This window comes from Leifsonia psychrotolerans, assembly GCF_013410665.1.
In the GTDB taxonomy this organism is placed as follows: Bacteria; Actinomycetota; Actinomycetes; order Actinomycetales; family Microbacteriaceae; genus Cryobacterium; species Cryobacterium psychrotolerans_A.
On the sequence record NZ_JACCFM010000001.1, the window covers coordinates 1552392 to 1576907 of the forward strand.

General features: G+C 63.9%; 19 protein-coding genes and 2 tRNA genes. 8 read left to right on the forward strand and 13 right to left on the reverse strand.

What is annotated here, in order from left to right; genetic code table 11:
• Positions 1–46: 46 nt before the first annotated feature.
• Positions 47–907 carry a TspO-related membrane protein gene (locus HNR05_RS07290; RefSeq protein ID WP_179578415.1) on the forward strand — a complete coding sequence of 287 codons (861 nt, stop codon included), beginning with the start codon at positions 47–49 and terminating at the stop codon, positions 905–907.
• Positions 908–940: 33 nt separating this feature from the next.
• Complete coding sequence (locus tag HNR05_RS07295; protein ID WP_179578416.1) at positions 941–1228, forward strand: DUF1905 domain-containing protein; 288 nt, start codon at positions 941–943, stop codon at positions 1226–1228.
• A 135-nt stretch (positions 1229–1363) separates the two neighbouring features.
• Here HNR05_RS07295 and HNR05_RS07300 read toward each other — a convergent pair.
• The 4 genes from HNR05_RS07300 to HNR05_RS07315 form a co-directional block, all read right to left on the reverse strand.
• Positions 1364–1437, reverse strand: a tRNA-Met gene (locus tag HNR05_RS07300).
• Between the two features lie 102 nt (positions 1438–1539).
• On the reverse strand, positions 1540–1893 hold the full coding sequence (locus HNR05_RS07305) for a GntR family transcriptional regulator (protein ID WP_179578417.1): 354 nt from the start codon (positions 1891–1893) through the stop codon (positions 1540–1542).
• Positions 1894–1933: 40 nt separating this feature from the next.
• The gene (locus tag HNR05_RS07310; protein ID WP_179578418.1) at positions 1934–4321 is read right to left on the reverse strand and encodes an ATP-binding cassette domain-containing protein; all 2388 of its coding nucleotides are present in this window, start codon (positions 4319–4321) and stop codon (positions 1934–1936) included.
• A gap of 122 nt (positions 4322–4443) precedes the next feature.
• On the reverse strand, positions 4444–7263 hold the full coding sequence (locus HNR05_RS07315; protein ID WP_179578419.1) for an aconitate hydratase: 2820 nt from the start codon (positions 7261–7263) through the stop codon (positions 4444–4446).
• Between the two features lie 168 nt (positions 7264–7431).
• Between HNR05_RS07315 and HNR05_RS07320 the strand changes: the two genes are divergently transcribed.
• From HNR05_RS07320 to HNR05_RS07330, 3 genes are read left to right on the forward strand one after another with little or no spacing between them, the layout of a single operon-like run.
• Complete coding sequence (locus HNR05_RS07320; protein ID WP_179578420.1) at positions 7432–9282, forward strand: transketolase; 1851 nt, start codon at positions 7432–7434, stop codon at positions 9280–9282.
• A gap of 30 nt (positions 9283–9312) precedes the next feature.
• Positions 9313–10035 carry a ferredoxin--NADP reductase gene (locus HNR05_RS07325; protein ID WP_179578421.1) on the forward strand — a complete coding sequence of 241 codons (723 nt, stop codon included), beginning with the start codon at positions 9313–9315 and terminating at the stop codon, positions 10033–10035.
• A 54-nt stretch (positions 10036–10089) separates the two neighbouring features.
• Positions 10090–10374, forward strand: coding sequence for an MGMT family protein (locus tag HNR05_RS07330; RefSeq protein ID WP_179578422.1), 285 nt, complete (start codon positions 10090–10092; stop codon positions 10372–10374).
• A 43-nt stretch (positions 10375–10417) separates the two neighbouring features.
• Here HNR05_RS07330 and HNR05_RS07335 read toward each other — a convergent pair whose 3' ends face one another.
• From HNR05_RS07335 to HNR05_RS07350, 4 genes are all read right to left on the reverse strand, one after another.
• Complete coding sequence (locus HNR05_RS07335) at positions 10418–11176, reverse strand: succinate dehydrogenase/fumarate reductase iron-sulfur subunit (RefSeq protein WP_179578423.1); 759 nt, start codon at positions 11174–11176, stop codon at positions 10418–10420.
• Positions 11173–13116: a fumarate reductase/succinate dehydrogenase flavoprotein subunit gene (locus tag HNR05_RS07340; RefSeq protein WP_179580662.1), complete on the reverse strand. Its 1944-nt coding sequence runs from the start codon at positions 13114–13116 to the stop codon at positions 11173–11175. Before HNR05_RS07340 ends, HNR05_RS07335 begins: the two co-directional genes overlap by 4 nt.
• Positions 13116–13850, reverse strand: coding sequence for a succinate dehydrogenase cytochrome b subunit (locus HNR05_RS07345; RefSeq protein WP_179578424.1), 735 nt, complete (start codon positions 13848–13850; stop codon positions 13116–13118). The genes HNR05_RS07340 and HNR05_RS07345 overlap by 1 nt, the downstream gene beginning before the upstream one ends.
• A gap of 216 nt (positions 13851–14066) precedes the next feature.
• Positions 14067–14399: a cupin domain-containing protein gene (locus HNR05_RS07350; RefSeq protein WP_179578425.1), complete on the reverse strand. Its 333-nt coding sequence runs from the start codon at positions 14397–14399 to the stop codon at positions 14067–14069.
• 115 nt (positions 14400–14514) lie between these two features.
• Here HNR05_RS07350 and HNR05_RS07355 point away from each other — a divergent pair, with 115 nt between their 5' ends.
• Positions 14515–14868, forward strand: a complete 354-nt coding sequence (locus HNR05_RS07355) for a cupin domain-containing protein (RefSeq protein WP_179578426.1) — start codon at positions 14515–14517, stop codon at positions 14866–14868.
• Positions 14869–15028: 160 nt separating this feature from the next.
• Here HNR05_RS07355 and HNR05_RS07360 read toward each other — a convergent pair.
• The 3 genes from HNR05_RS07360 to HNR05_RS07370 form a co-directional block, all read right to left on the reverse strand.
• A tRNA-Met gene (locus HNR05_RS07360) sits at positions 15029–15102 on the reverse strand.
• A 133-nt stretch (positions 15103–15235) separates the two neighbouring features.
• Positions 15236–18148 (reverse strand): UPF0182 family membrane protein, encoded by a 2913-nt coding sequence (locus HNR05_RS07365; RefSeq protein ID WP_343062500.1) that lies wholly within the window; start codon positions 18146–18148, stop codon positions 15236–15238.
• 77 nt (positions 18149–18225) lie between these two features.
• A complete protein-coding gene (locus HNR05_RS07370; protein WP_343062501.1) occupies positions 18226–19332 on the reverse strand; it encodes a YlbL family protein in 1107 nt (368 codons plus the stop codon).
• A gap of 141 nt (positions 19333–19473) precedes the next feature.
• Between HNR05_RS07370 and HNR05_RS07375 the strand changes: the two genes are divergently transcribed.
• Positions 19474–20835, forward strand: coding sequence for a zinc-dependent metalloprotease (locus HNR05_RS07375; RefSeq protein WP_343062502.1), 1362 nt, complete (start codon positions 19474–19476; stop codon positions 20833–20835).
• An 84-nt stretch (positions 20836–20919) separates the two neighbouring features.
• Entirely contained in the window at positions 20920–21834 is a 915-nt protein-coding gene (locus HNR05_RS07380) for a TOMM precursor leader peptide-binding protein (RefSeq protein WP_179578427.1), read from the forward strand.
• On the opposite strand, the gene HNR05_RS07385 is transcribed toward HNR05_RS07380, so the two are convergent.
• The gene (locus HNR05_RS07385) at positions 21725–23440 is read right to left on the reverse strand and encodes an ATP-dependent helicase (RefSeq protein ID WP_179578428.1); all 1716 of its coding nucleotides are present in this window, start codon (positions 23438–23440) and stop codon (positions 21725–21727) included. The genes HNR05_RS07380 and HNR05_RS07385 overlap by 110 nt on opposite strands.
• A complete protein-coding gene (gene nudC, locus HNR05_RS07390; RefSeq protein WP_179578429.1) occupies positions 23437–24423 on the reverse strand; it encodes an NAD(+) diphosphatase in 987 nt (328 codons plus the stop codon). Before nudC ends, HNR05_RS07385 begins: the two co-directional genes overlap by 4 nt.
• Between the last annotated feature and the right edge of the window lie 93 nt (positions 24424–24516).

Sequence of the window (24516 nt, forward strand, 5' to 3'; positions counted from 1 at the left end):
TTGTGATCGCCGTGACATCGAGGGTCTCGCCCCGTAACGTGGCAGCATGACAGTCACGATCCCTCTGACCGCCTCGCCCCAGACCGCTGACCGCGTCAGGCAAGCCGTCGTCTTCGTTCTCTCGCTGCTGGCGATCGCCGGAGCGACGTTCGGCTCCGGTGCTTTTGGCGGAACTCCGATCCAGCAGGCTGCGGGTGGCGCCCTTGCCGCCGACGCCACCCTGATCGCGCCCGCCGGCCCGGCGTTCAGCATTTGGTCCGTCATCTACCTCGGGCTGCTTGCCTATGCGATCTGGCAGCTCTTCCCGAGCCAAGCCGCACGCATGGTGCATCGCCGAGTCGGCTACCTCATTGCCCTGTCCATGCTGCTCAACGCGGCGTGGATCGGAAGCGTTCAGCTCGGCAATGTGGGGCTCTCGGTGCTGGTGATCGTGTTGCTGCTTGTCGTCTTGGGCATCACGTTTGCACTGCTGCTGCGGACACAACGAAACACCACGACTCAGGGAGCGCGTGTCGCGGAGTCCATCGTGCTCGACGGAACCATGGGCCTCTATCTGGGGTGGGTGACCATCGCCACGGCCGCAAACGTCACGGCCTGGCTGACGGATCTCGGCTTCACCGGATGGGGCATCCAACCGGACGTGTGGGGAGTGGTCATCGTTGCCATTGCCGCGGCGGTCGGCGTTGCGACGGCGATCGCGGGACGCGGGCGTCTCACGCCGGCACTCTCGCTATCGTGGGGTCTCGCCTGGCTCGCCGTCGCTCGGCTCACCGGTGAGCCGGAATCACACGCGGTCGGCATTGCCGCCGTCATCGCGGCGGCGGTCGTGCTCGTTGCAGCAATTGCTCTGCGAATCGTCGCCCAGCGGTCGAGCGACGTCGCACCGCAGCTCATCGAGCCGGTATAGCGTGGGTATTCCGTCTTAATGAGAGGACCAGTCATGGCCGAATTCCCGCGTCCGCTCGACGTCACATTCTCTGCGCCGATCGGCGTGATTGTGAAAGAAGAGGTCTGGTCCTGCGTCGAGATGCCCGATTCGGTGGCGTTCTTCGGCACGGGCAGATCAGTCAAGGTCGTCGCGACGGTCGACGAGGTGCCACTCACCGCGGCCTTCATGCCAACGGGCACCGGCGGTCATATGCTCTCCATCAGCGCCAAACTTCGAAAGAAGCTGGGCAAGGAGATCGGTGATGTCGTGGCCGTGCATCTTTCGGAGCGACTGAGCTGACCCTCGGCCCGCGCTAGCCTGCGCCCAACGGCAGCGCCTTCACCGCAGAGACGTTTTGTCCCGAAGGCCCCGGTGGCTGTGCCGGTAAAACCACAGAAGTCCCGGCCTCAAAGGAGACCAGGACTTCTGTTTTCGTTGCGGGGACAGGATTTGAACCTGCGACCTCTGGGTTATGAGCCCAGCGAGCTACCGAACTGCTCCACCCCGCGCTACAAGATCAATAGTAGCCGACGTTGTGCGGGCCGAAGTCCACGGCTTTGCAGCCGGGCGTGTCGACGCCCCACACCTGCCCCCAAACGCACGAGCTCGGCTCAACGGCGCAGCACCGCTTCGACGTAGCCGAGCGCGGCCTCGCGAGTGACACCCAGCTCATGAATCCGTTCCGCATATGCCTCCGCGGCTTCGAGTGCCGCTCGTTCCGGGAAATCCTGCGGGCGCACGAAAGAGCCGGCCCTCCCCCGGGTCTCGATGAAGCCCGCGGCTTCAAGCTCTTTGAAAGCCCGCGCAACAGTATTCGTCGCGAGCGCCAGATCGGCGGCGAGCCGCCGAACCGTCGGAAGCCGCGTGCCGGCCACCAAATCTCCCGTCGAGATCAATTCGATGACCTGCACGCGCAGTTGCTCGAACGGCGGAATGGTCGAGTGGGCGTCGATCGTCACGTTCATGGAACCTCCGTTGGTCGTGCTGAGTCGAGCTGGCGTGGGCTCAGGCGCCGACGTAGGCCGCGAGGTACTCGCCAGTGAGGGTGGAGCCGCCAGAGACCAGGTCGGCGGGCGTTCCCTCGAAGACGATGCGTCCGCCGTCGTGGCCCGCCCCCGGGCCGAGATCGATAATCCAGTCGGCGTGTGCCATCACCGCCTGGTGGTGCTCGATCACGATGACCGACTTGCCCGAGTCGACAAGCCGATCGAGCAGGCCCAGCAACTGCTCGACATCAGCCAGGTGCAGACCCGTGGTTGGCTCGTCGAGCACGTAGATGCCACCCTTTTCGGCCAGACTGGTGGCCAGTTTCAGCCGCTGGCGCTCACCCCCGGAAAGCGTCGTGAGTGGCTGACCCAGGCTCAGATAGCCGAGTCCCACATCGACGAGCCGGCGCAGGATGGCGTGTGCGGCCGGGGTACGTGTCTCGCCGGCGCCGAAGAACTCCTCCGCCTCCACCGCCGACATCGCGAGCACCTCACTGATGTCGCGGCCACCCAGGTGATAATCGAGCACGGATGCCTCAAACCGCTTGCCCTCACACACCTCACAGACCGTGGTGACGCCAGCCATCATGCCAAGGTCGGTGTAAATCACGCCCGATCCGTTGCAGTTCGGGCAGGCCCCTTCGGAGTTCGCGCTGAACAGCGCCGGCTTCACACCGTTGGCCTTCGCAAACGCCTTGCGAATCGGCTCGAGCAAGCCCGTGTAGGTCGCCGGGTTGCTGCGCCGCGAGCCACGGATAGCACCCTGATCGATCGTCACGACGTCATCCCCGGCGGAAATCGACCCGTGCACGAGTGAGCTCTTGCCCGAGCCGGAGACACCGGTGATGACAGCCAGCACGCCCAACGGGATATCGACGTCGACGTCGCGCAGGTTGTGCTCGGTCGCCCCTCGAATCTCCATCGTGCCCGTGCGTGTCCGCACGGTTTTCTTGAGCGAGGCCCTGTCGTCGAAGTGTCTGCCGGTGAGGGTGCCGCTGGTGCGCAGCGCCTCGATGCTGCCCTCGAAACAGACGGTGCCGCCGGCCGTTCCGGCGTGTGGGCCGAGGTCGATGACGTGATCGGCGATCGCCATCATCTCGGGCTTGTGCTCGACGACGAGCACCGTGTTGCCCTTGTCACGCAGCTCCAACAGCAGGGCATTCATACGCTGGATGTCGTGCGGGTGCAACCCGATCGACGGCTCGTCGAACACGTAGGTGATATCGGTCAACGACGATTCCAGGTGGCGAATCATCTTGGTGCGCTGCGCTTCGCCACCGGAGATCGTGCCGGACGGGCGATCGAGCGAGAGATAGCCCAACCCGATTTTCACGAACGATTCAAGCGTCTGCTGTAACGACTCGAGAACCGGCGCGACCGATGGGTCGCCCTGCCCGCGCACCCATTCGGTCAGGTCGCTGATCTGCATGGCACAGACATCCGCAATGTTCAGCCCGTTGATGCGCGACGACCGCGCGCCCGCGTTTAGCCGGGTGCCGGCGCAGTCGGGGCAGGTGGTGAACGTGACAGCCCGGTCGACGAACGCCCGAATATGCGGCTGCATCGACTCCTTGTCTTTCGCGAGCATCGACTTCTGGATGCGCGGGATCAGCCCCTCGTAGGTCATGTTGATGCCCGCGATCTTCATGCGGGTCGGCTCGTGGTGCAGAAAGTCGGAGAGCTCCTTCTTCGTGTAGTCGCGAATCGGCTTGGCCGGATCGACGAACCCAGACTCGCGGTACAGCCGCATGTTCCAGCCACCCGCGTTGTAGCCGGGAACAGTGAGCGCCCCCTCATCGAGTGACTTGCTGGCATCGAAGAGCTGGGTCAGGTCGAGGTCGGTCACGCTGCCCTTGCCCTCGCAACGCGGGCACATCCCACCCGTGACGCTGAAGCTTCGCCGCTCCTTCACGGTGCGTCCTGCGCGTTCCAGGGTGACCGCTCCCGCTCCGCTCACCGACGGCACGTTGAACGAGAACGCCTGAGGCGAGCCGAGGTAGGGCTGGCCGATGCGGCTGAAGATGATGCGCAGCATCGCATTGGCGTCGGTCACGGTACCGACGGTCGAGCGCGGGTTCGAGCCGAGACGCTCCTGGTCGACGATGATCGCCGTGGTCAGACCTTCGAGCACGTCGACGTCGGGCCGCGCCTGCGTGGGCATGAAACCCTGCACGAAGGCGCTGTAGGTTTCGTTGATCATGCGCTGGGACTCGGCCGCGATGGTGCCGAAGACCAGCGAGCTCTTTCCCGAGCCCGAGACACCGGTGAACACGCTCAGACGACGCTTCGGGATGTCGACACTCACGTCCTTGAGATTGTTGACGCGCGCGCCCTGCACGCGAATCACATCGTGGCTGTCGGCAACGTGTGACTCCAACTTTTCGCTGGATGTCGTGGCCCGGCTCATCGTGTCTCCCTCTGCGCGGCGGAAGCGCCCGCGTGGACTACTGTATCGACGGCGCGCCCCGGCGAGCTGACCAGCACGGGACCTTCTCCCTCGGTGCCACACTCTTGGCACACCACGCGTACTCAGCCATTCAGGAGTTGGCGCAGAACGTACTGCAGGATGCCGCCGTGCTGAAAGTAGGCGGCCTCCGCCGGGGTGTCGATGCGCACGGTTGCGTCGAACTCGCGTGTCGTCGGGGCTCCGGATGCCGTCGACGCGGCGACCCGCACCGTCACCCGGCTCGGGATGTCGGTCACCCCGGCCAGGCCGACGATCGAATAGACCTCTTCGCCGGTCAGGCCCAGGCTGTCCGCGCTCTCTCCCGCATCGAATTGCAGGGGCAGCACACCCATTCCGATCAGGTTGGAGCGATGAATCCGCTCGAACGAGGTGGCCAAAACGGCTTTCACCCCCAACAGCAGAGTGCCCTTGGCCGCCCAGTCCCGCGAGGACCCCGACCCGTATTCGGCACCGGCGATCACGATCAAGGGCACCTTCTCGGCAGCATATTTCTCGGCGGCGTCAAAGATACTGAGCTGGTCGCCGGCGGGCAAATGCCGTGTGAATCCGCCCTCGATCCCCGGCACCAGCTGGTTACGCAAACGGATGTTGGCAAACGTGCCGCGGATCATCACCTGATGGTTGCCGCGACGAGACCCGTACGAATTGAAGTCGCCCGGCGCCACCCCCTGCTCAATCAGGTAACGACCCGCCGGGGAATCACGTTTGATGGCGCCGGCGGGTGAGATGTGGTCGGTGGTGACCGAGTCACCCAAGAGAGCCAAGACGCGTGCGCCAATGATGTCGGTCAGCGGCTCCGGCTCCCGTCGCAGTCCGTCAAAGTAGGGCGGCTTGCGCACATAGGTCGACGTGTCGTCCCAGGCGAACATGTCGGCGGTGGGGATGCGCAGATTCTTCCAGTTATCGTCCCCGTCGAAGACGTTCGCATAGCCCGCGGCGAACATCTCCGCCTGCACCGAGGAGTCGACGACGGACTGGACTTCCTGATCGCTCGGCCAAATGTCGCGTAGGAAGACCGGCTTGCCGGATGCGTCATGACCCAGCGGAGCAGTGAGCAGGTCGATGTTCATGGTGCCGGCCAGCGCATAGGCCACAACCAACGGCGGCGAGGCGAGGAAATTCATCTGGGTCTCGGCGTGGATGCGGCCCTCGAAGTTGCGGTTACCGCTCAGAACCGCGCTGACGTTCAGGTCGCCCGCGGTCACCGCCTGGCTGACCTCGGGGATGAGTGGCCCGGAGTTGCCGATGCAGGTGGTGCAGCCGTAGCCGACCAGGTTGAAGCCGAGCTGATTCAAGTACGGGCTGAGGCCGGCCTTCTCGAAATAGTCGGTGACTACCCGTGAGCCGGGGGCGAGAGAGGTCTTCACCCATGGCTTTGAGCGCAGGCCGGCTTCGACCGCCTTCTTCGCCAGCAGGCCGGCGCCGATCATCACCGCCGGGTTGGAGGTGTTGGTGCAACTCGTGATCGCCGCGATCACCACATGCCCGTGATCCACCGTGACCGGTCCAGCACCCGGCACCGTCGCGATCACCGGGTTCGACGGGAAGTCGTGCTCCGGCGCCGGTCCGTCGGGCTCAAGCTGAGTCGGTGTAACACCGTTCTGCCCATACGCGATCGAGTCGCTGGCCGGGAACGACTCCGCGGAAGCCTCATCCAGCCCCGACAATTCTGCGGGAACTTTCGAGCCTTCGTTCAGAATCGCGCCGATCAAGCGCCGCGCGTTGGCCAGCGGGATGCGATCCTGCGGCCGCTTCGGCCCCGCGATCGATGGCTCCACGGCTGCCAGGTCGAACTCGATCGTCTGAGAGTAGACCGCTTCGCGCTCCGAGTCGTGCCACATCCCTTGCTCTTTCGCATACGCCTCAACGAGCCGGATCTGCTTCTCGGGCCGCCCGGTCAGACGCAGGTAATCCAGGGTCACCGCATCGATCGGAAAGATGGCGCAGGTGGAGCCGTATTCCGGGCTCATGTTGCCGAGGGTTGCTCGGTTGGCCAACGAAATGCTCCCCACGCCGGGGCCGAAGAACTCGACGAACGTGCCGACCACACCGGTCCGGCGCAACTGCTGGGCCACCGTGAGCACCAGGTCGGTCGCCGTGACGCCCTCGCGCAGAGCGCCCGAAAGCTTGAACCCGACAACCGGTGGAATCAGCATGCTCATCGGCTGGCCGAGCATCGCCGCCTCCGCCTCGATCCCGCCCACGCCCCAGCCCAGCACGCCCAACCCGTTAACCATCGGAGTGTGCGAGTCGGTGCCGACCAGGGTATCGGGGTACGCCTGGATCGGCCCCACGCCATCCGGCCCCCGCGGGGGCGTAGTGAAGATCACACGGGAGAGGTATTCCAGGTTCACTTGGTGGCAGATGCCGGTGTCCGGCGGCACGACCAGAAAGTCGTCGAAAGCCTGCTGTGCCCAGCGCAGCAACTGATACCGTTCCCGATTTCTCGAGAACTCGAGTTCGGCATTCACCTGAAATGCCTCCGGGCTGCCGAAGGCGTCGGCGATGACCGAGTGATCGATCACCAGCTCGGAGGGGATCAGTGGGTTGATCTTCTGCGGATCGCCGCCGAGCTCAGCCATGGCGTCGCGCATCGCGACCAGATCAACCACGCAGGGAACGCCGGTGAAGTCTTGCAACAGCACCCGAGCCGGTCTGAACGGGATCTCCACACCGTGTGGGGCCGTCGGATCCCATGCCACAAGGGCCCGGATCTGGTCGGCGGTGACGTGCACGCCATCCTCGCCGCGCAGCAGATTCTCCAACAGAACTTTCAGGCTGTACGGCAGCCGGGCTGAGCCGTCGAGAGCATCCACTCGGAAGATCTCATAGTCCTCACCGGCAACGGTCAGCGTGCTGCGGGCACCGAAACTGTTCTTCATCAGATTCCTCCACGGACATCCCGGCTTCGCACACGGAAACCGCTTCCGCCTCATCGTCTGGCGAGGCTGCGCCACTGTCAACTGCTCACCGATCCCCGTTGACTCCGAGAGGGCGACGAGTAGCGTGGCGAGCGGACCGGATCTTTGGACCACGAAGGGTCATGAACCATGAACCAATTTGACCGCGTCCGCCAGCTGGCCGCCCAGCTGCGGGTCGACTCCATTCGCTGCAGCACCCGGGCTGGCTCCGGACATCCCACCTCCTCGTTGTCGGCGGCCGATCTCATGGCCGTGCTGCTTGTCGGCCATCTGCGTTACGACTGGGATCAGCCCGAGCAGGCGAACAACGATCATCTAATCTTCTCCAAGGGCCATGCATCCCCGTTGTTGTATTCGATGTTCCGAGCCGTCGGAGTGATCGGCGACGCTGAACTGGTCGACTCCTACCGTCGGCTCGGGGCTCGTTTGCAAGGCCACCCCACTCCGGTACTGCCGTGGGTCGATGTGGCGACGGGGTCGCTCGGGCAAGGACTGCCCGATGCGGTCGGTGTGGCTTTGGCCGGTAAGTATCTGGATCACCTGCCTTTTCACACCTGGGTACTGTGCGGGGACAGCGAAACTGCAGAAGGATCCGTCTGGGAGGCGCTGGACAAGGCCAGCTTCTACAAACTCGGCAACCTCACCGCGATCATCGACGTCAACCGGCTCGGCCAACGCGGGCCCACCGAACTGGAATGGGATCTTCGGCGCTATGCAGCAAGGGTCGAAGCCTTTGGCTGCCGTGCGCTGATCATCGATGGGCACGATCTGGATGCCATCGACCAGGCCCTGACCGAGGCGCGTTTGGCAACGGACAAGCCCACGGTCGTGTTGGCACGCACCATCAAGGCCAAGGGTGTCCCCGAGATCGAGGACAAAAACGGCTGGCATGGCAAGGCGTTGCCTCCAGAGATGGCGGAACGCGCCATCTCCGCTCTGGGCGGTGTGACCGACCTCCTCATCAGCACCGACGCGCCTCAACGGCTGGCGTCGGCAATCACCGCCGACCCGACAGCACACGTGACTCTGCCCCGTTATGAGGTGGGCGAGAAGGTGGCAACGCGTGTCGCGTTCGGTGCGGCAATCGCCGCGTTGGCCGTTCGCCCCGAGATTGTGGTGGTTGACGGGGAAGTGGGCAACTCCACGCACGCGGACGAGTTCCAGAAGGTCTGCCCCGATCGGTACTTCGAGATGTTCATCGCCGAGCAGCAACTGATTGCGACGACGGTCGGGCTGGCGGTGCGCGGTTATGTGGCGTTCGCCTCCACGTTCGCTGTGTTCTTCTCCCGTGCTTTCGATTTCATCAGGATGGCCGGAATCTCCCAGGTGAACATTCGTCTGGTCGGCTCCCATGCTGGTGTCGAGATCGGTGAAGACGGTCCGTCCCAGATGGCTTTGGAAGACCTCGCCTCGGTGCGCGCAGTGCACGGTTCCGTCATCCTCTACCCGAGTGACGCCGCCTCGGCGGTCCGACTGACAGCGGTGATGGCTGACACCGCCGGAATCGTCTACCTGCGCACCACCCGCGGCGCTTACCCGGTTATTTACGGGCCCGACGAGGAATTCCCCGTCGGCGGGTCGAAAACTCTGCGATCCACCCCGAAAGACCAGGTCGCCCTGATTGGGGCCGGAGTCACTCTCCATGAGTGTCTGGCCGCCGCGGATCAGCTCGCCAACACGGGGATCTCGGCGCGGGTCATCGACCTCTACAGCATCAAACCTCTCGACCGGGAGAATCTGATCGAGGCGTGCCGGGTCACCGGAAGTCGTCTGGTCGTGGTCGAGGACCACTACCCGGAGGGTGGCATCGGCAGCGCCGTGCTCGAAGCGCTCGCCGACGCCGACGTGCACGCCCTGCACCTGACCCATCTCGCCGTCCGGGGCCTCCCCACATCGGGAACCCCGGCGGAGCTGCTGGATGTCGCCGGTATCTCGTCGCGGCATATCGTCGCCGCCGCAGAACGGTTGGCCGGTCGCTAGGCCGGTGACACGCGAAGGAGGGTTTTATCCATGGCATTGCCACGCACGAGGTTGGTTGCGAAAGTGGAAGCTGCCGAGGGGACGATGTCGTTCCATTTCGAGAAGCCGAGCGGTTTTCACTACACGGCCGGACAATTCGCTGACTACACACTGCTGTCGCCTCGGGAAACCGATAGCGAGGGCAACATTCGCGGCTTTTCCTTGTCCAGTGCACCGTTTGAACCCACTCTGATGGCGACAACGCGACTCCGCGACACCGCGTTCAAACGCGTCCTCACGACCATGCCGATCGGCACCGAACTCGAACTGGACGCCCCCTACGGATCCTTCACCCTCCACAACAACACCAATCGGCCGGCCGTCTTCCTCACGGGCGGGATCGGAATTACACCGGTGCGCAGCATCGCCCTGCAATCCACTCACGACGCAACCGGACACACCATCGTCGTGTTCTACTCCCACCACCGACCCGAAGACGCTGCCTTCCTGACTGAGTTCGGCGTTGCCGCTGCGACGAACGAGAACCTTACTTTCGTGCCGACAATGACCCAACCCGAACGGTCCTCGGATGGCTGGGACGGCGAGACGGGATACATCGACAAAGCAATGCTTGCCCGTCACCTCGGCGACCTGACCACACCCATCTACTACCTGTGCGGTCCGGCACGCATGGTCACGGCGATGCGCACCCTCCTGAACGCTGCCGGTGTCGACGACGATGACATCCGCACCGAGGAATTCACGGGCTACTGAACGGATGACGTTGATGCACAGCGCACCACCCGCGGACTGAGGAAGAGGATAGTCATGGACGCGGCAGCAGCAGTTCGCCTCCTGGTTCTGGCGATTCCGACGGGCTGCGTCGCCAGCTACGGCGAGATCGGGCGCACACTGGGAATCGGCCCCCGGCAAGCGGGACGGGCGGTCTCGCGCCTTGACGACGACGTACCGTGGTGGCGGGTCGTTTACGCCGACGGCACACCGGCGACGTGCCATGGGGGCACAGCTCGAATCCTGCTCGAAGCGGAAGGAGTTCCGTTCCACGACGGTCGCGTCGACAGGGCAAAGATCAAGACTGCTCGCCTCCGTTGATCTGAACCCAGTCGACGCGCCAGTCGATTGAGTGGGGGTCGAATTATCGGGGGTCGGTTCTGCCCCGGGTCAGGGCGGAGAGCACGTCACTGTTGAGCTGAGAGATGACAGAGAGCGGGACTCCAACCGGGCAGACAGCTGTGCACTCACCGATTTGCGTGCAGCCGCCGAATCCTTCGGCATCATGCTGACCAATCATGGCCACGGCGCGGGAGTCCCGTTCGGGTTGGCCTTGGGGCAGGGAACCGAGATGGGTTACCTTTGCTCCGGTGAAAAGCATCGCCGACCCGTTGGGGCAGGCTGCGACACAGGCACCACAGCCGATACAGACGGCGGCGTCGAAGGCACGGTCGGCGTCGTCTTTCGGCACCAGGGTGGCGTGCGCGTCGGGAGCCGCTCCGGTTGTGGCGCTGATGTATCCACCCGCCTGGATAATGCGATCCAGTGCGCTGCGGTCGACAATGAGGTCTTTCACGATCGGGAACGGGCCGGCACGCCAGGGCTCGACGTCGATCACATCGCCATCGCCGAAATGGCGCAGATGCAACTGGCACACGGCGGTCAGTGCCTCGGGGCCGTGGGCTATCCCGTTGATGACCAGGCTGCACATTCCGCAAATCCCTTCGCGGCAATCGCTGTCGAAGGCGACGGGGTCGTCTCCGGACAGAGTCAGCCGCTCGTTGAGCACGTCCAGCATCTCCAGAAACGACATATCGGGCGATACATCCGGAACACCATAGGTGACCATGCGCCCCGTATCGTCGCCCTCCTTCTGCCGCCAAATTCGTAGGGTGATGTTCATTTGTAGCTCCGTTGCGTCAGTGTGACTGAACCGAATTCGAGGTCTTCTTTGCGCAGCACGGGCGGATTCCCATCGCCCGTGAATCCCCAGGCCGCGACGTAAGCGAAGTTCTCGTCGTCACGCAGCGCTTCACCGTCTTCGGTCTGGCTTTCGGCGCGAAAATGGGCGCCGCATGATTCGGTGCGGTGCAGTGCGTCGATACACATCAGTTCGGCGAGCTCGAAGAAGTCCGCGACCCGGCCCGCTCGTTCAAGAGTCTGGTTCAGATCCTCACCCTCGCCAGTGACCTTCACGTTGCTCCAAAACTCTTCACGGAGTGTGCGCACCTGCCCAATCGCCTCGGTGAGGCCTGCCGCGGTGCGTTCCATCCCGCATTTCTCCCAGAGAATGTGTCCGAGCTCCTTGTGAAAGGAATCGACAGTGCGTTGCCCGTTGATCGCCAGCAGCGTCTGAATCCTCTCCCGCAGCGCGTGAACGATGCGGACGGCCTCCGGATGCGATTCATCAATGTCTGTCGGCATCGGGTTGCCTGCAAGATAGTTGGCGATCGTATTGGGCAACACGAAGTATCCGTCGGCCAATCCTTGCATCAGGGCGCTGGCGCCCAGACGGTTAGCGCCATGGTCGGAGAAGTTGGCTTCACCGACCACGAAGAGTCCGGGAATTGTGGATTGCAGATCGTAGTCGACCCACAGCCCGCCCATCGTGTAGTGCACGGCCGGATAGATCCGCATCGGAACCTCGTACGGGTCCTCCCCCGTGATCCGCTGGTACATGTTGAACAGGTTGCCGTATTTCTCCACGATTGCCGCCTTGCCCAACCGCCTGATCGCCTCGGTGAGATCGAGGTAGACGCCCCGCGCACCCGGCCCGACTCCGAGACCGCCGTCGCACACGTTCTTCACGGCGCGCGACGCGACATCACGCGTGACCAGGTTTCCGTAGGAGGGGTAGAGACGTTCCAGGAAGTAGTCTCGCTCCGCCTCGGGAATATCCCGTGGAGCGCGTTGATCTCCCGGCCGGGTCGGCACCCAGATCCGGCCGTCGTTACGCAACGACTCGCTCATCAGCGTCAGCTTCGATTGGTAGTCGCCGCTGACCGGAATACAGGTGGGGTGGATCTGGGTGAAACATGGATTGGCGAACAATGCTCCGTGGCGGTAGGCGCGCCAGCTGGCCGTCACATTGCATCCCATCGCATTGGTCGATAAGTAGAACACGTTGCTATAGCCACCCGAAGCGAGTACCACCGCATCGGCAAGATGCGTCTCGATTTCACCGGTGATCATGTTGCGCACCGCGATGCCGCGGGCCTTACCGTCGATGACGATAAGGTCCAGCATTTCGTGACGGGTGTATACCTCAACCGTCCCGGCAGCGACCTGGCGTTCCAACGCCTGATACGCCCCCAGGAGCAGTTGTTCTCCGGTCTGTCCGCGCGCGTAGAACGTTCGGGAGACGAGCACGCCGCCGAATGAGCGATTATCCAGCAGACCGCCGTACTCGCGGGCAAACGGGACCCCCTGCGCAACGCACTGGTCGATGATCGCTGTGCTCACCTGTGCCAAACGGTACACATTGGATTCCCGCGATCGAAAATCGCCGCCTTTGATGGTGTCGTAGAACAAACGCCGCACGCTGTCGCCATCGTTGCGATAGTTCTTCGCGGCGTTGATTCCCCCCTGTGCGGCAATACTGTGTGCGCGTCGGGGACTGTCCTGATAACAGAAACTCTTCACCCGATAGCCTCCCTCGCCGAGGGTCGCGGCTGCCGAGGCTCCCGCAAGCCCTGTCCCGACGATGATCACCGACAACGCGCGGCGGTTGACCGGGTTCACCAGCTTGGCGTCGAATCGGCGAGCATCCCAGCGATTGTGAATCGGCCCCGCGGGCGTGACGGTGTCATGCAGCGGGGCGCCCTCGGTATAGAAGATGCTCATCATCCGACCCATCCAATGAGAATCGCGGCCGGCGGGATCAGGAACCCGACGGTGATGACAGCAGCGACGAGAATGGCGACCTGGTTCAAGCGCCGCCGCCGCGCGACGCTGGTATTGGCTCCCAGCGACGCCAGGGCCGCCCAGAACCCGTGACGCAGGTGGAAGCCAAGTGCAATCATCGCAATCGCGTACGTGACAAAAACCCACCAGATCGAGAAGCCGTTGATCATGCGTCCGTACGGGCTCGGGGAGGCCCCACCCGGTGCAATGACGTTCGCCGTCAAATGCAGAATGTGATACATCACAAAGAGGCCGATGATGACTCCGCCCCAGCGCATCGTGAACGAGGAATACGTGCGTTGGACGCCGCGGGGGTTCTGGCGACTCAGATATCGCCTGCTCCCATTGCCTCCTGTCGCCATTCTCATCCGACGCCACAGCAGAACGATGGCGTAGATGTGAACCAGCACGCTGGCCAACAAGATGACGCGGATGATCCACAATGCTCCGGACCAGGGCAAGAGGGGTTCGCCGATCGTGCGCAGGTAAGCCGAGTATCCGTCGAACGCTTCCTGGCCAAGGAACACTTTGTAGTTGCCATACATGTGTGCAAGGAGAAAGAGCACCATGATCAGCCCGGTGACTGCAGCCGCGGCATGTAACACAGCCGTCGAACGCCACACCGCTCGGCGTTCAAGCGTCGCATCCTCTCGATCTTTGGAACTGATCGTCATGGCAGCACCCGGTTCTGGACGTGCTGCGGATTCGGGTCCGTCGGAGCAGATGCGCGGAAGGCTGTCATGGATCGGGCCACTCTTCCCTGAGTAGTCAACGCAGCCCGGTGGAGATTCGAGACCCCCAGAGGAATCTCTCATTTCGGTCTACGGTTTCACGCCATGGTGCGCCGTCTTGACGAAACTGTCAACGCGGCGCCGGGAACCGCGCACCCCTTACCGTTTCTTGAACACCGTCAGCAGGATCGCAGAATCCTCGATGGCTTCCAGGGAGTGGGTCCCATCCGGAACAGTCATCAAGTCTCCCGGCGAACCATTCCACGACGATTCTCCCGACCGCAGAAGCACCCGTCCCTCCAACACATGCACCGTCGCCTCACCGGGATTCTCGTGCTCCGAGAGACGTTCGCCCGCGCGTAACGCCATCAGCGTTTGCCGAAGCTGATGCTCATGACCTCCGAACACCGTTTTAGCACTGCGCCCACTTGCGGCACGCACCGCCAGTTCCAGCTCAGTTCGGGCGAGTGCCACTAACGAAACCTTTTGCATGTCGTCACTTCCTTGCCGATCACGGGAGACGAACGCCAGCCTAAGCCTGGATCGTCTGTGGCGTGCAGATATACCGCGTCGCCGACGATCGCGTGTGCGGGGGTATAGTCACGGCATGATCAACGACGATCCGGTACGGACGAATCCTGACCATTACCGCATCCTCTGGGAGAACGAATTCGTTCGAGTCCTCGAGTACGCTGACGAGCCCGGCGAGAGCACCACGGCGCACGATCATCCGAACAGTGTGATGGTCACGCTGAGTTCGTTCTCACGAAGGCTGTCGGCCGGCGACCGCGTTTTTGAAACCAACCTGCAGGAGGGTCAGGCCGTCTGGCTGCCGGCCCAGCGCCACGCGGGCACGAACACCGGCGGGACGCCCACACACACAATTCTGGTCGAGTTGAAGGGTGCAGCCGCGGGCGAGATCTCGGATGGGCCACTCGGCCCACAGACCCGCTCGACGTGACTGAGGTCAGCGAGAGTGTAGAGATCGACTTCTCGGGTATGCCACGCCCACGCTCTTCTCCACGCTTGTGCCGATAACCAGTTCTTACTTCTCAACCCCGATAGTGGCTGTAAAACCACAGAAGTCCCGGTCTCATACGAGACCGGGACTTCTGTTTTCGTTGCGGGGACAGGATTTGAACCTGCGACCTCTGGGTTATGAGCCCAGCGAGCTACCGAACTGCTCCACCCCGCGCTACAAGAACAAATTTACCACAGCCTGACGAACCCGCTGACCACTTCTCCCCCATTCGGGGACTTTTCGCCACAGAAGCCCGGCCGAGTGGGAACATCCCACCCTGCCGGGCTTCTCTCTGGTGAGTGAGTGCCTAGCCGCCCAGCAGCGTGAGCATGCTCTGAATGATGCCGGACAGCTTCGCATCCGCGACGCCGTACGCCGCGAAGTCACCGGCGGTCAACGCCGCCTGCTTCTCGGCCATCGCCTGCTTGGCCTGCTCAAGCAGGGACTTCAGCTGAGCATCCTGTTCCGCGTTGCCGGTCGACGTTCCGGTGCCCGTGCCGTTGCCGGGAGCCGATCCGGTGCCGGGCGTGGTTCCCGTCGACGGCGGCACGTTGACGTCAGGCGTCACTGCTCCGGAGTCTCCGCCGAACAGCGTGTCGAGCGCCGCGTTCAGAGTGTCTTCGAACGCGATCTGGTCACCGAAGGCGACGAGCACCTTCTGCAGCAGCGGATACCCGGTTTCACCGGTGGACTGCACGTAGACGGGCTGCACGTAGAGCAAACCGCCACCCACGGGCAGGGTGAGCAGGTTTCCGTTGATCACCTTCGACTGGCCCTGCTTCAGCAGGTTCAACTGGGCCGAGACCGTCGGGTCTGCGTTGAACTTGGCCTGCACCTGGCCGGGGCCCGGAACCGTCGTGTCACGTGGCAAGTTCAGCAGGGTCAGCGTGCCGAAGTCCTTGGAAACCTTGCCCTTGATCGATCCCGCATCCGCGTTTACGGCCAAGTAACCCGTGAGCACGTTGCGGCTCGTGGGCCCGGTGGCGTCGGGGATGAAGGTCGAGTAGAGCGAGAATGACGGTTTCGTCTGCTCCGGCATCTGCATCGTCAGGTAGTACGGGGGCTGCCGTGTGGGCGACGCAGCCGGCGACACGGGGTCGTTCGGGGTCGTCCAGGCATCATCGTGCGAGTAGAACGAGCCGGGATCGGTCACGTGGTACTGACCGAGAACCGCGCGCTGCACCTTGAACAAGTCGGCCGGGTAGCGCACGTGACTCATCAGATCGCCACTCATATTGCTCATCGGCTCGACGGTCGTCGGGAAGATCTTCTGCCAGGTCTTCAGAATCGGATCTTCGGTGTCCCAGGCGTACAGAGTGACCGAACCGTCGTAGGCGTCGACCGTTGCCTTGACCGAGTTCCGCATGTAGTTGATCTGATCGAGCGCAAAGGGTTGTGCCGGCGTCTCGGTGTCGGCGATCGAGTCGCTCAGACCGACCGGGGTGGAATACGGGTAATGGTCCGAGGTCGTAAAGCCGTCAACGACCCATTTGATGCGACCATCGACCACCGTCGGGTAGGCGTCGGAATCGAGCGTCAGATACGGCGCAACCTTCTGCACACGCGTCACCGGGTCGCGGTCGTACAGAATCTGCGAGTCCTTGTTCACCGAATCCGCGAGGAAGATCTGCTCGGACTGGAACTTCAGCGCGTAAACCAACTTGTTGAACACGTTGTCGAGCTTCGGGCCGCCGTCGCCCGTGAACGTCGTGTAGGTCTGCTGTGCGCCCTCGGTGCCCGACGGATAGTCGAGTTCCACGGGCTTCGAGTCCTTCGGCGCACCCACGATGGAGTAGGCCGGCGAGGTCTCACCGAAGTAGACACGAGGCTGGTATTCTCCGAGCGCTCCGGTCGAGGGGATTCCGGATTCGAGGAACACCGGCTGGCCGTCGACCGAACGCTGGTTGCCGTAAGCGGCCACAACACCGTAACCGTGTGTGTAGACGGTCGTCGAGTTGACCCAGGTGTTGCCACTGCCGAGTCCCTTGAGGTTCAGGTCGCGCACCGCCACAACAGTGTCTTGCGACTTGCCATCGATCTCGTACCTGTCGACGTCGAGATTTGACGGGAACTGGTAGTACTGCTTGAACTGCTCGAGCTGCGCGAACGCGTCGCTGACGAGGGCGGGGTCGAGAATACGGATGTTGGCCGTCGTCTCTGCATCGGCACGCAACGCTCCCGGCTCGGCCGCGGTGGAGGCGTTATAGGGAACTTCCTTGACACCGGCGAGCCCGAATGCGTCGCGGGTGAGATCGATGTTGCGTTGAATGTATGGCGCTTCGAGTGCCTTCGCGCTCGGGTCGACCTGGAAACGCTGCACGACCCACGGGTAGAGCGAGCCGATCAGCAGGCTCGAGACGATGAGCAGCACGGTGCCGATGACTGGCAGACGCCAGCGGCCGATGATCGCGGTCACGAGGAACAACACGGCCACCACGGCGGCGATACCGGCGAGGATCGCCCGGCCGGGAATCGTGGCGTTCACATCGGTGTAACCGGCGCCCGTGATGAGGCTGTTGGTGTCGGTCAGCGTCGCGTACTGGTCGAGCCAGATACTGACGGCCTGCAGCATCAGGTAGAGGCTTGCCGTCACGGCGATCTGGATGCGCGCCGACTTCGAGATCAAGACCTCGCGCCCGCTGATGCGCAAGGCGCCATACAGGTAGCTCGTGGCCACGGCGACGAGCGCTGAAATGAGAACGACGGCCGACGCGAAGCCCAGAAGAGACTGATAGAACGGCAGGTCGAAGAGGTAGAACGAGATGTCGAAGCCGAACTGCGGATCGGTCTTGCCAACCTCGGTGCGGTTCAGCCACATGAGTGTGGTTTCCCACCGAGTTGACGCGGCAACACCGGCGAACAGGCCGAGGAGGGCGGGAAGCCCCCACATGGCCAAGCGACGCAGCGGCTCAATGACCTGCTGGTAGCGGTCGATTTGCGAGTTCAGCTTGGCGTAAATGGGCCGCAGCTTATAGGCCAGCTGAATGCTCACCCAGACCGGCACTGCCATGCCCACGAACCCGATCAGGAACAGAACGCTACTGGCCAGCCATTGGGTGGTCAGCACTCCGAGAAAGCCGAGCTGGTTGAACCAGAGGACGTCCGTGTAGAACCCGGCGGCAATGAAGAAGACCACCACCAGTCCCACAATGATTGCTGCCGTTACGGCAAATGGGGCTCGACTCCGTCGTGGAGTGTCTGCTGCGGGTGCTGATGTCACGAATTGGCCTCTTGTTCTGCTGAATCAGGGTCGTCACCATCCTAGACAGGAGGCCCTGAGAGAATTCCCAGCTTTTCTCAGTTTGTCGGGCAGGTGGGCAGGGCGTCGATGCCGTTGCCCGAACGAATTGCCGTGAGTGCGTTGAGCGCATCGTCCAGCGTCTTCACGGCGAACACTCGAAGTCCGTCCGGAATGTGGCCGGTCACCTCGCTGCAATTCGTGGCCGGTGCGAGGAACCAGTTCGAGCCCGCATCCTTCGCCCCCACCATTTTCTGCTGAATACCGCCGATCGGCCCGACGGTTCCCGCCGAGTCGATGGTGCCCGTTCCCGCGATGTTCTCTCCGCCGGTCAGCGAGCTCGGTGAGAGTTTGTCGATGATCCCCAGCGCAAACATCATTCCGGCACTCGGGCCGCCGACCCGGTCAAGCTCGATCTTCACGTCGAACGGGAACTGATACTGAAGCTGCACATTCACGCCGGCGACGACGGCGCCATCCTTCTCGACCGGGGTCACCGCGACGGTACTCGTGGCTCCGTCGCGCACGATGTCGAGTTGCGCCGGAGTGCCGGCCCCATTCGCTTTCAGTGCGGAACGTAGCTCGGTCACGCTGGTCACCGGCGCGCCGTTGACGGCGACCACCTGATCGCCCGGCTTCAAGATGCCGGTGGCCGGGGATCCGTCGAGCAGCGACACGATCGAGACGGTGTCGGTGTAGGCGATGCCCAGATTGGTGAATGCCGCGGCGACGGCATCCTGCTGCGAGTTCACCATTGCCACCTCGTTCGCGGCGTCACGCTCGGCCGACGTCACGTTGGCCGGGAAGATGCTCTCGAGCGGAACCACCGCTTTACTCGTGTCGAACCAGGCGCCGGCCACCTGCAGCCAGTTGAGGCGATTGTCGGGATTTCCGACTACCGAGACGGTGAGCAGATTGAGTGTGCCGTCGGTCGGATACGTCGTTTCGTCGGGGATCGAAATCAATGGAACCTGTTTGTCGTCGGCATTGGCCGCGGTTCCCAGCGTGTTGAACACCGGACCGGGCTGTTCGATCACATACTGCGCGGGCATGAGGCCCAGAATGAGTCCGGATGCAACCGCAACCCCCAGTACGATCCAGCCCGCGCGGGGACCCTGCCGTGTCGGTTTTCCACCGGTGGTCTGGTCGTCGGTGAAGAGAGCCACCGTGCTCCTTCCCTGCAATTCATCGGATGCATCGGATGTTCGCGATCAGCGCACACCGAAGCGTTCAAGCCTAGGACATTTCTCAGTCATACACGGGAATCTCGGACTAGCGTAGAAGCACGCAACTGAGAGGTGCCTGAAGTGGCCGACGACCCCCGACCCGATGAAGGTCAGAATCCCGAAGACGAGTTCCGGGACATGCTCCGCGACATCCTGAGTGGCAAGTCCTCAATCGACCCGAGCCAGCTCGCCGGCGCAGCCGGCCTGCCGAACGACCCGGCGAGCGTCGCTGCGCTCATGAACCAGCTTCAAGGCGCCTTGCGCGGAAGCGAAGACGGCGCCATCAACTGGGACATCACGCTGAAGCAGGGTCGGGATCGCGCCCTGGCCGGCCAGCTGAACGTGACGACTGAGCAGCGGACTCAGCTCGATGCGGCGTTCAATATCGCCGCGCTCTGGCTCGATGACGTGATCGCCGTCGCCGAACTCACCGCACCCCCGCGCCTGATGACACGCACGGAGTGGGTCGCCGCGACGACGCCGATTTGGACCCAGCTTGCCGAACCCGTTGCACGCAGCATCTCCGATTCGCTCACCCGCGTGCTCACCGAGCAGGCTCCCGAAGAACTTCAGAGCATGATCGCCGGCGCCAGCCAGATGATGCGCAGCGTGGGCGGAACGCTCTTCGCAATGCAGCTCGGCCAGGTGATCGGCCAGCTCTCCAGCGAGGTCGTCTCCGGCGGCGATGTGGGAATCCCTCTGCTCAGCGAGCAGCAGGCTGCGCTTCTCCCCCAGAACGTCGCGGAGTTCGGTGACGGACTCGACGTGCCCGCCGATCAGGTGCAGATCTACCTGGCGGTGCGTGAGCTCGCCCACGCCCGCCTGTTCCGGCACTCCCGCTGGCTGCGGTTGCACCTCATCAGTTCCATCACCGACTTCGCCCGCGGAATCAGCATCGATTCGAGCAAACTCGAAGAGTTGGCCGAGGGTTTCGACCCGGCCAACCCCGAAGAGTTGCGCGATGCGATGACGAACGGTTCGCTCATTCCGCCGAAGACCGATGCACAGCTTGCCGCCCTGGCCCGCCTCGAGACCATGCTTGCCCTCGTTGAGGGCTGGGTCGATGTCGTCACCCTCGAAGCCACCAGCCGTCTGCCCAAGGCCGACGCGATCGCCGAGACCGTGCGCCGACGTCGGGCGTCAGGCGGACCGGCGGAATCGGCTTTCGCCACTCTCGTCGGCCTCGATCTGCGACCACGCCGCATGCGCGATGCCGCAGCAATGTGGCAAGCCGTGACGGATGCCGTTGGCAACGACGCCCGGGACGCCCTCTGGGCCCACCCGGACATCCTGCCGTCCAGTGCAGACCTCGATGACCCCCAGTCACTCGTCGCGCGCCTGCAGTCGGCGGCGGCCGGCGACGAGCCGGTGCTCGACGAAGTCGATCAGGCGCTGGAAGACCTGCTCAACGACGAAGGAACCGACAGGCCGCACGAGCAGTAGCGGGTCACCGGCCCGGGGGCCCGACCCGGCCGCGCCTGTGGAAAAGACGCACGCGGCCCGGGCCGATGGGTGCATCATCGGCGCATGGTCATCCGCTTGAACCCCCGGTACCCGCTCGTGTGGCGCACGCCCACCAGCATCCAGTGTGGAATCGACCAGCCCCTCGCGGTCATTCCAGTTGTCGGTGTCGCACTCGAACGAGTGCTGTCGCTGCTGCGCAGCGGAGTGCCCCGTTCCGCGGTCGTGATGATGAGCCGTGAGTGCGGGGCCACAGACGCCGAACTCGCCGCGCTGCTTCGTGCCTTGCGACCGGTACTCGAAGTCACCGGCGAGGATCGACCCGGCGCGGTTGGCAGCAGCCTCCCCGTGCCCACTCCCCCGACCCTCCGCGTCTGCGTCGACGGGGTCGGGCCGACCGCTGCGCTGATCACACGGTGCCTGGCCGACCTCGGCTACGGCGTCGACCACATTCTTCCCGACGATGACGCCGCCCACAGTGCCACGCCGAAAAAGCGTCCCGGTTCTGGCCCGGCGTTGGCCGTGCTGGTCGCCCACTACGCCCTCGATCCCCGTCGCCACGCGCACTGGTTGCGCCGCGATATCCCGCACCTGCCCGTCGTCTTCAGCGACCAAGAAGTTCGCATCGGCCCGCTGGTCGAGCCCGGCGCCGGACCGTGCTTGCGCTGCATCGAACTGCATCGGGTTGAGAGTGACTCGGCCTGGCCGGCCATCGCTTACCAGCTCGCTGGGCAGACCGCCCCGACCGAGACGGCGCGATCATCGCTGGATGTGGCGTGCAGGGTGGCCGGCCTGGTGCAGGATCGCCTGCACCGAGGCAGATCAGAGCTGACGGCCACGTCACTCGGCTTTGACCCGGCAACCGCACGCCTTACGCGGTACGCCCACCGCTCGCACGAGCAGTGCGGATGCCGAGCTCTGTCAGAAAACGCGACCGTTCGCGCGGGGCGCGCTGATCGCGACCCGATGCCGACCAGCTGAGCGCCAGCATCCGTTTAGCCCGAGTAATACCGACGTAGAGCAGGCGGCGCTCCTCATCGATCTGCTCAAAGCCGGTCGCGTAGCTGATCGGCACGAGTCCCTCGGAGAGCCCGATCACAAAGACCGCCTGCCATTCGAGGCCCTTCGCCGAGTGCAGTGTGGCCAGGGTCACCGCGGCGACCGTCGGTTCGTGCTGGCCCGCCTGGCGTTCCATCAGGTCGTCGGTGAACTGGCGGAACGTCGTGCCCGCCGCAGCCTGATCCACGAGCCCCATCAGTGCGTTCAACGATTCCCACCGGTCACGCACCGAACCCGGCGCCTCGGGTGCGCTTTGGCTCCAGCCGAGCGAACGCAGCACGTCGCTCACAGATTTAAAGAGCGGTTCGCCGATGATCGAAACGGATGCCGCACGCAGCGACATCACCGCCTGCTTCACCTCCGGCAGATCGAAGAACCGCTTCGAGCCGTGAAGTTTGAAACTCACGCCAACGTCGCCGAGCGCGGTTTCGAGTGCGGCGGCCTGCACGTTGAGCCGGTAGAGCACGGCGATATGTTCCGGCGGGGTGCCCGCCTCGATCAGTTCGAGGATCTGTTGTGCCACACCGCGGGCCTCGGCCAGATCGGACGGGTAGTCGCGCACGCTCGGTTCCGGGCCGACCGTGCGCGCCGCTGCGTGCAACGACAGCGCGCCGGGCCGACCACGCATGAGCTGATTGGCCGTGGCGACAATGGCGGGCGTCGAGCGATAATTTTGCTCGAGCCGCACCACGGTGGCGTCTTCGTAACGCTTCGGAAAGTCGAGCAGATAGTCGCTGCGCGCGCCCGCGAACGAGTAGATGGTTTGGCTCGCGTCGCCGACGACGCAGAGGTCACGGCGGTCGCCCAGCCACAAAGCAAGCAGATCGTGTTGCAGTGCCGAGACGTCCTGATACTCATCGATGACGAAGAAGCGGTATTGCTCCCGCACCTGAAAGGCCACCGACGGTTCATTCTCGATCATGCCCGCCATGGCCAGCAGCACGTCTTCGAAGTCGAGCTGCTTACGGTCGTCCTTCAACCGTTCATAGGTCTCGTGCAGGGCCGCGACCTGATCGATGGTGAGGCGTCCGGGCAGAGTGCGTTGTGCGCTGCCGGCGGCATACTGTTCGATGCTGAGCCCCGAGACCTTCCGCCATTCGATCTCGGCGGCGAGGTCGCGCAGGGTGGGAGTGTCGAGTTTGAGCTTCAGCACCTCGGCGGCATGCCCGAGCAAGCGACCCTTCCCATCGAGAAGACGCGGCACCTGGCCTCCGACGACGTGCGGCCAGAAATAGTTCAGCTGCGACAGCGCCGCGGCGTGAAAGGTGCGTGCGGCGACCCCGCCGGCACCGAGCTGACGCAGTCGGCCGCGCAATTCCGCGGCCGCACGCGAGGTGAAGGTGAGCGCCATCACCCGGTTGGGCGCGTACGCGCCACTCGTCACCCCGTACGCAATGCGGTGGGTGATCGCCCGGGTCTTTCCGGTGCCCGCGCCGGCGAGCATACAGACCGGCCCGGTCAAGGCTTCGGCTGCGATTCGCTGCTGATCATCGAGTCCGGCGAGCAGGGATGCCGCGCTGGCGCTCATCGAGGAACCGGTGACGCGGCCTCAACGCCCTGGTCGTCACCGTGGCCGTGGCCCGCGAGCCAATGGTCGATCATTGCTCGGGCGATCGAGGAGGCACCGGGCAACAGGATGCGCTCGGCTTCCGCGCGCAGTTCGTCGCGGCTGAACCACCGCAGGTCGAGAATCTCTTCGCCGTCGGGCACCAGATCGTGTGGCGACTGGTCGTCGGCCAGTCGCGCGGTGAAACCGCACATGAGCGAGGCCGGAAACGGCCACGGCTGCGACCCGAGGTACTGGGCGTCAGTGACCCGCAACCCCGATTCCTCCTCCATTTCGCGCACGACCGCCGCCTCCAGCGATTCGCCCGGTTCGACGAAGCCGGCCAGCAGCGAATACCGGTTGTGCTCCCACATAGCATTCGAGCCGAGCAGAATCCGATCGCTCTGATCGGTGATGAGAACGATCACCGCGGGGTCGGTGCGCGGAAAAACCTGACTACCGTCGTTCGGGCAGCGCCTCGTCCAGCCGGCGTCCTCGATCCGGGTCGTGCTGCCGCAGCGCGGGCAATGAATGTGCGAGGCATGCCAGTTCAGCACTCCCAGAGCCTCAGCGCAGGCACCCGCGTCGCGATCCGCGAGTTCTGCGACGACGGTGCGCGGCGAGACCCATCGTGACTCGTCGGGCTCCAGTTCTGCCGCAGCCGCGTTGTCGAGGCTGACCGCGACGAGGGGGGTACCCACCGGCTCGGCGGCATCCGTCGCCAGGGACAGGCCCAAATAAACGCGCACGGATGCCGTGGGCACCTGGCTCGGGGCACAGAGCGCAAGTCGTGGCATACCCTGCTCCGCCGGTGCCAGCAGCACCTTCCCGCCCCACACCGGGAGAAGCCGCGTGGCCTCGTCCTGCCAGAGCTGGTCGAAGAGCGCAGGGTTGGCCCGTGCTACACCGTCCCTGTCGATCTCGTGTCTGGACAACGGCAAATGTGCGGTGAAGGCGAACGACACGAAGGCCCCTTCTCAAGTCGAGCTCTGCGCTTCTCGAATTTCTGTGATGGCGTGGCGAACAACCACGAGGAACCGAACTCGACCTAACCTAGA

Excerpts from the sequence above, each read along its gene's own strand:
- HNR05_RS07340 (WP_179580662.1), bottom strand. The coding sequence starts at position 13,116 with ATGAGCATCTTCTATACCGAGGGCGCCCCGCTGCATGACACCGTCACG.
- HNR05_RS07315 (WP_179578419.1), bottom strand. The coding sequence starts at position 7,263 with ATGAAGAACAGTTTCGGTGCCCGCAGCACGCTGACCGTTGCCGGTGAG.
- HNR05_RS07310 (WP_179578418.1), bottom strand. The coding sequence starts at position 4,321 with ATGAGCCGGGCCACGACATCCAGCGAAAAGTTGGAGTCACACGTTGCC.
- HNR05_RS07385 (WP_179578428.1), bottom strand. The coding sequence starts at position 23,440 with ATGAGCGCCAGCGCGGCATCCCTGCTCGCCGGACTCGATGATCAGCAG.
- HNR05_RS07325 (WP_179578421.1), top strand. The coding sequence starts at position 9,313 with ATGGCATTGCCACGCACGAGGTTGGTTGCGAAAGTGGAAGCTGCCGAG.
- HNR05_RS07380 (WP_179578427.1), top strand. The coding sequence starts at position 20,920 with ATGGTCATCCGCTTGAACCCCCGGTACCCGCTCGTGTGGCGCACGCCC.
- HNR05_RS07330 (WP_179578422.1), top strand. The coding sequence starts at position 10,090 with ATGGACGCGGCAGCAGCAGTTCGCCTCCTGGTTCTGGCGATTCCGACG.
- HNR05_RS07345 (WP_179578424.1), bottom strand. The coding sequence starts at position 13,850 with ATGACGATCAGTTCCAAAGATCGAGAGGATGCGACGCTTGAACGCCGA.
- HNR05_RS07320 (WP_179578420.1), top strand. The coding sequence starts at position 7,432 with ATGAACCAATTTGACCGCGTCCGCCAGCTGGCCGCCCAGCTGCGGGTC.
- HNR05_RS07350 (WP_179578425.1), bottom strand. The coding sequence starts at position 14,399 with ATGCAAAAGGTTTCGTTAGTGGCACTCGCCCGAACTGAGCTGGAACTG.
- HNR05_RS07305 (WP_179578417.1), bottom strand. The coding sequence starts at position 1,893 with ATGAACGTGACGATCGACGCCCACTCGACCATTCCGCCGTTCGAGCAA.
- HNR05_RS07295 (WP_179578416.1), top strand. The coding sequence starts at position 941 with ATGGCCGAATTCCCGCGTCCGCTCGACGTCACATTCTCTGCGCCGATC.
- HNR05_RS07290 (WP_179578415.1), top strand. The coding sequence starts at position 47 with ATGACAGTCACGATCCCTCTGACCGCCTCGCCCCAGACCGCTGACCGC.
- HNR05_RS07335 (WP_179578423.1), bottom strand. The coding sequence starts at position 11,176 with ATGAACATCACCCTACGAATTTGGCGGCAGAAGGAGGGCGACGATACG.
- HNR05_RS07355 (WP_179578426.1), top strand. The coding sequence starts at position 14,515 with ATGATCAACGACGATCCGGTACGGACGAATCCTGACCATTACCGCATC.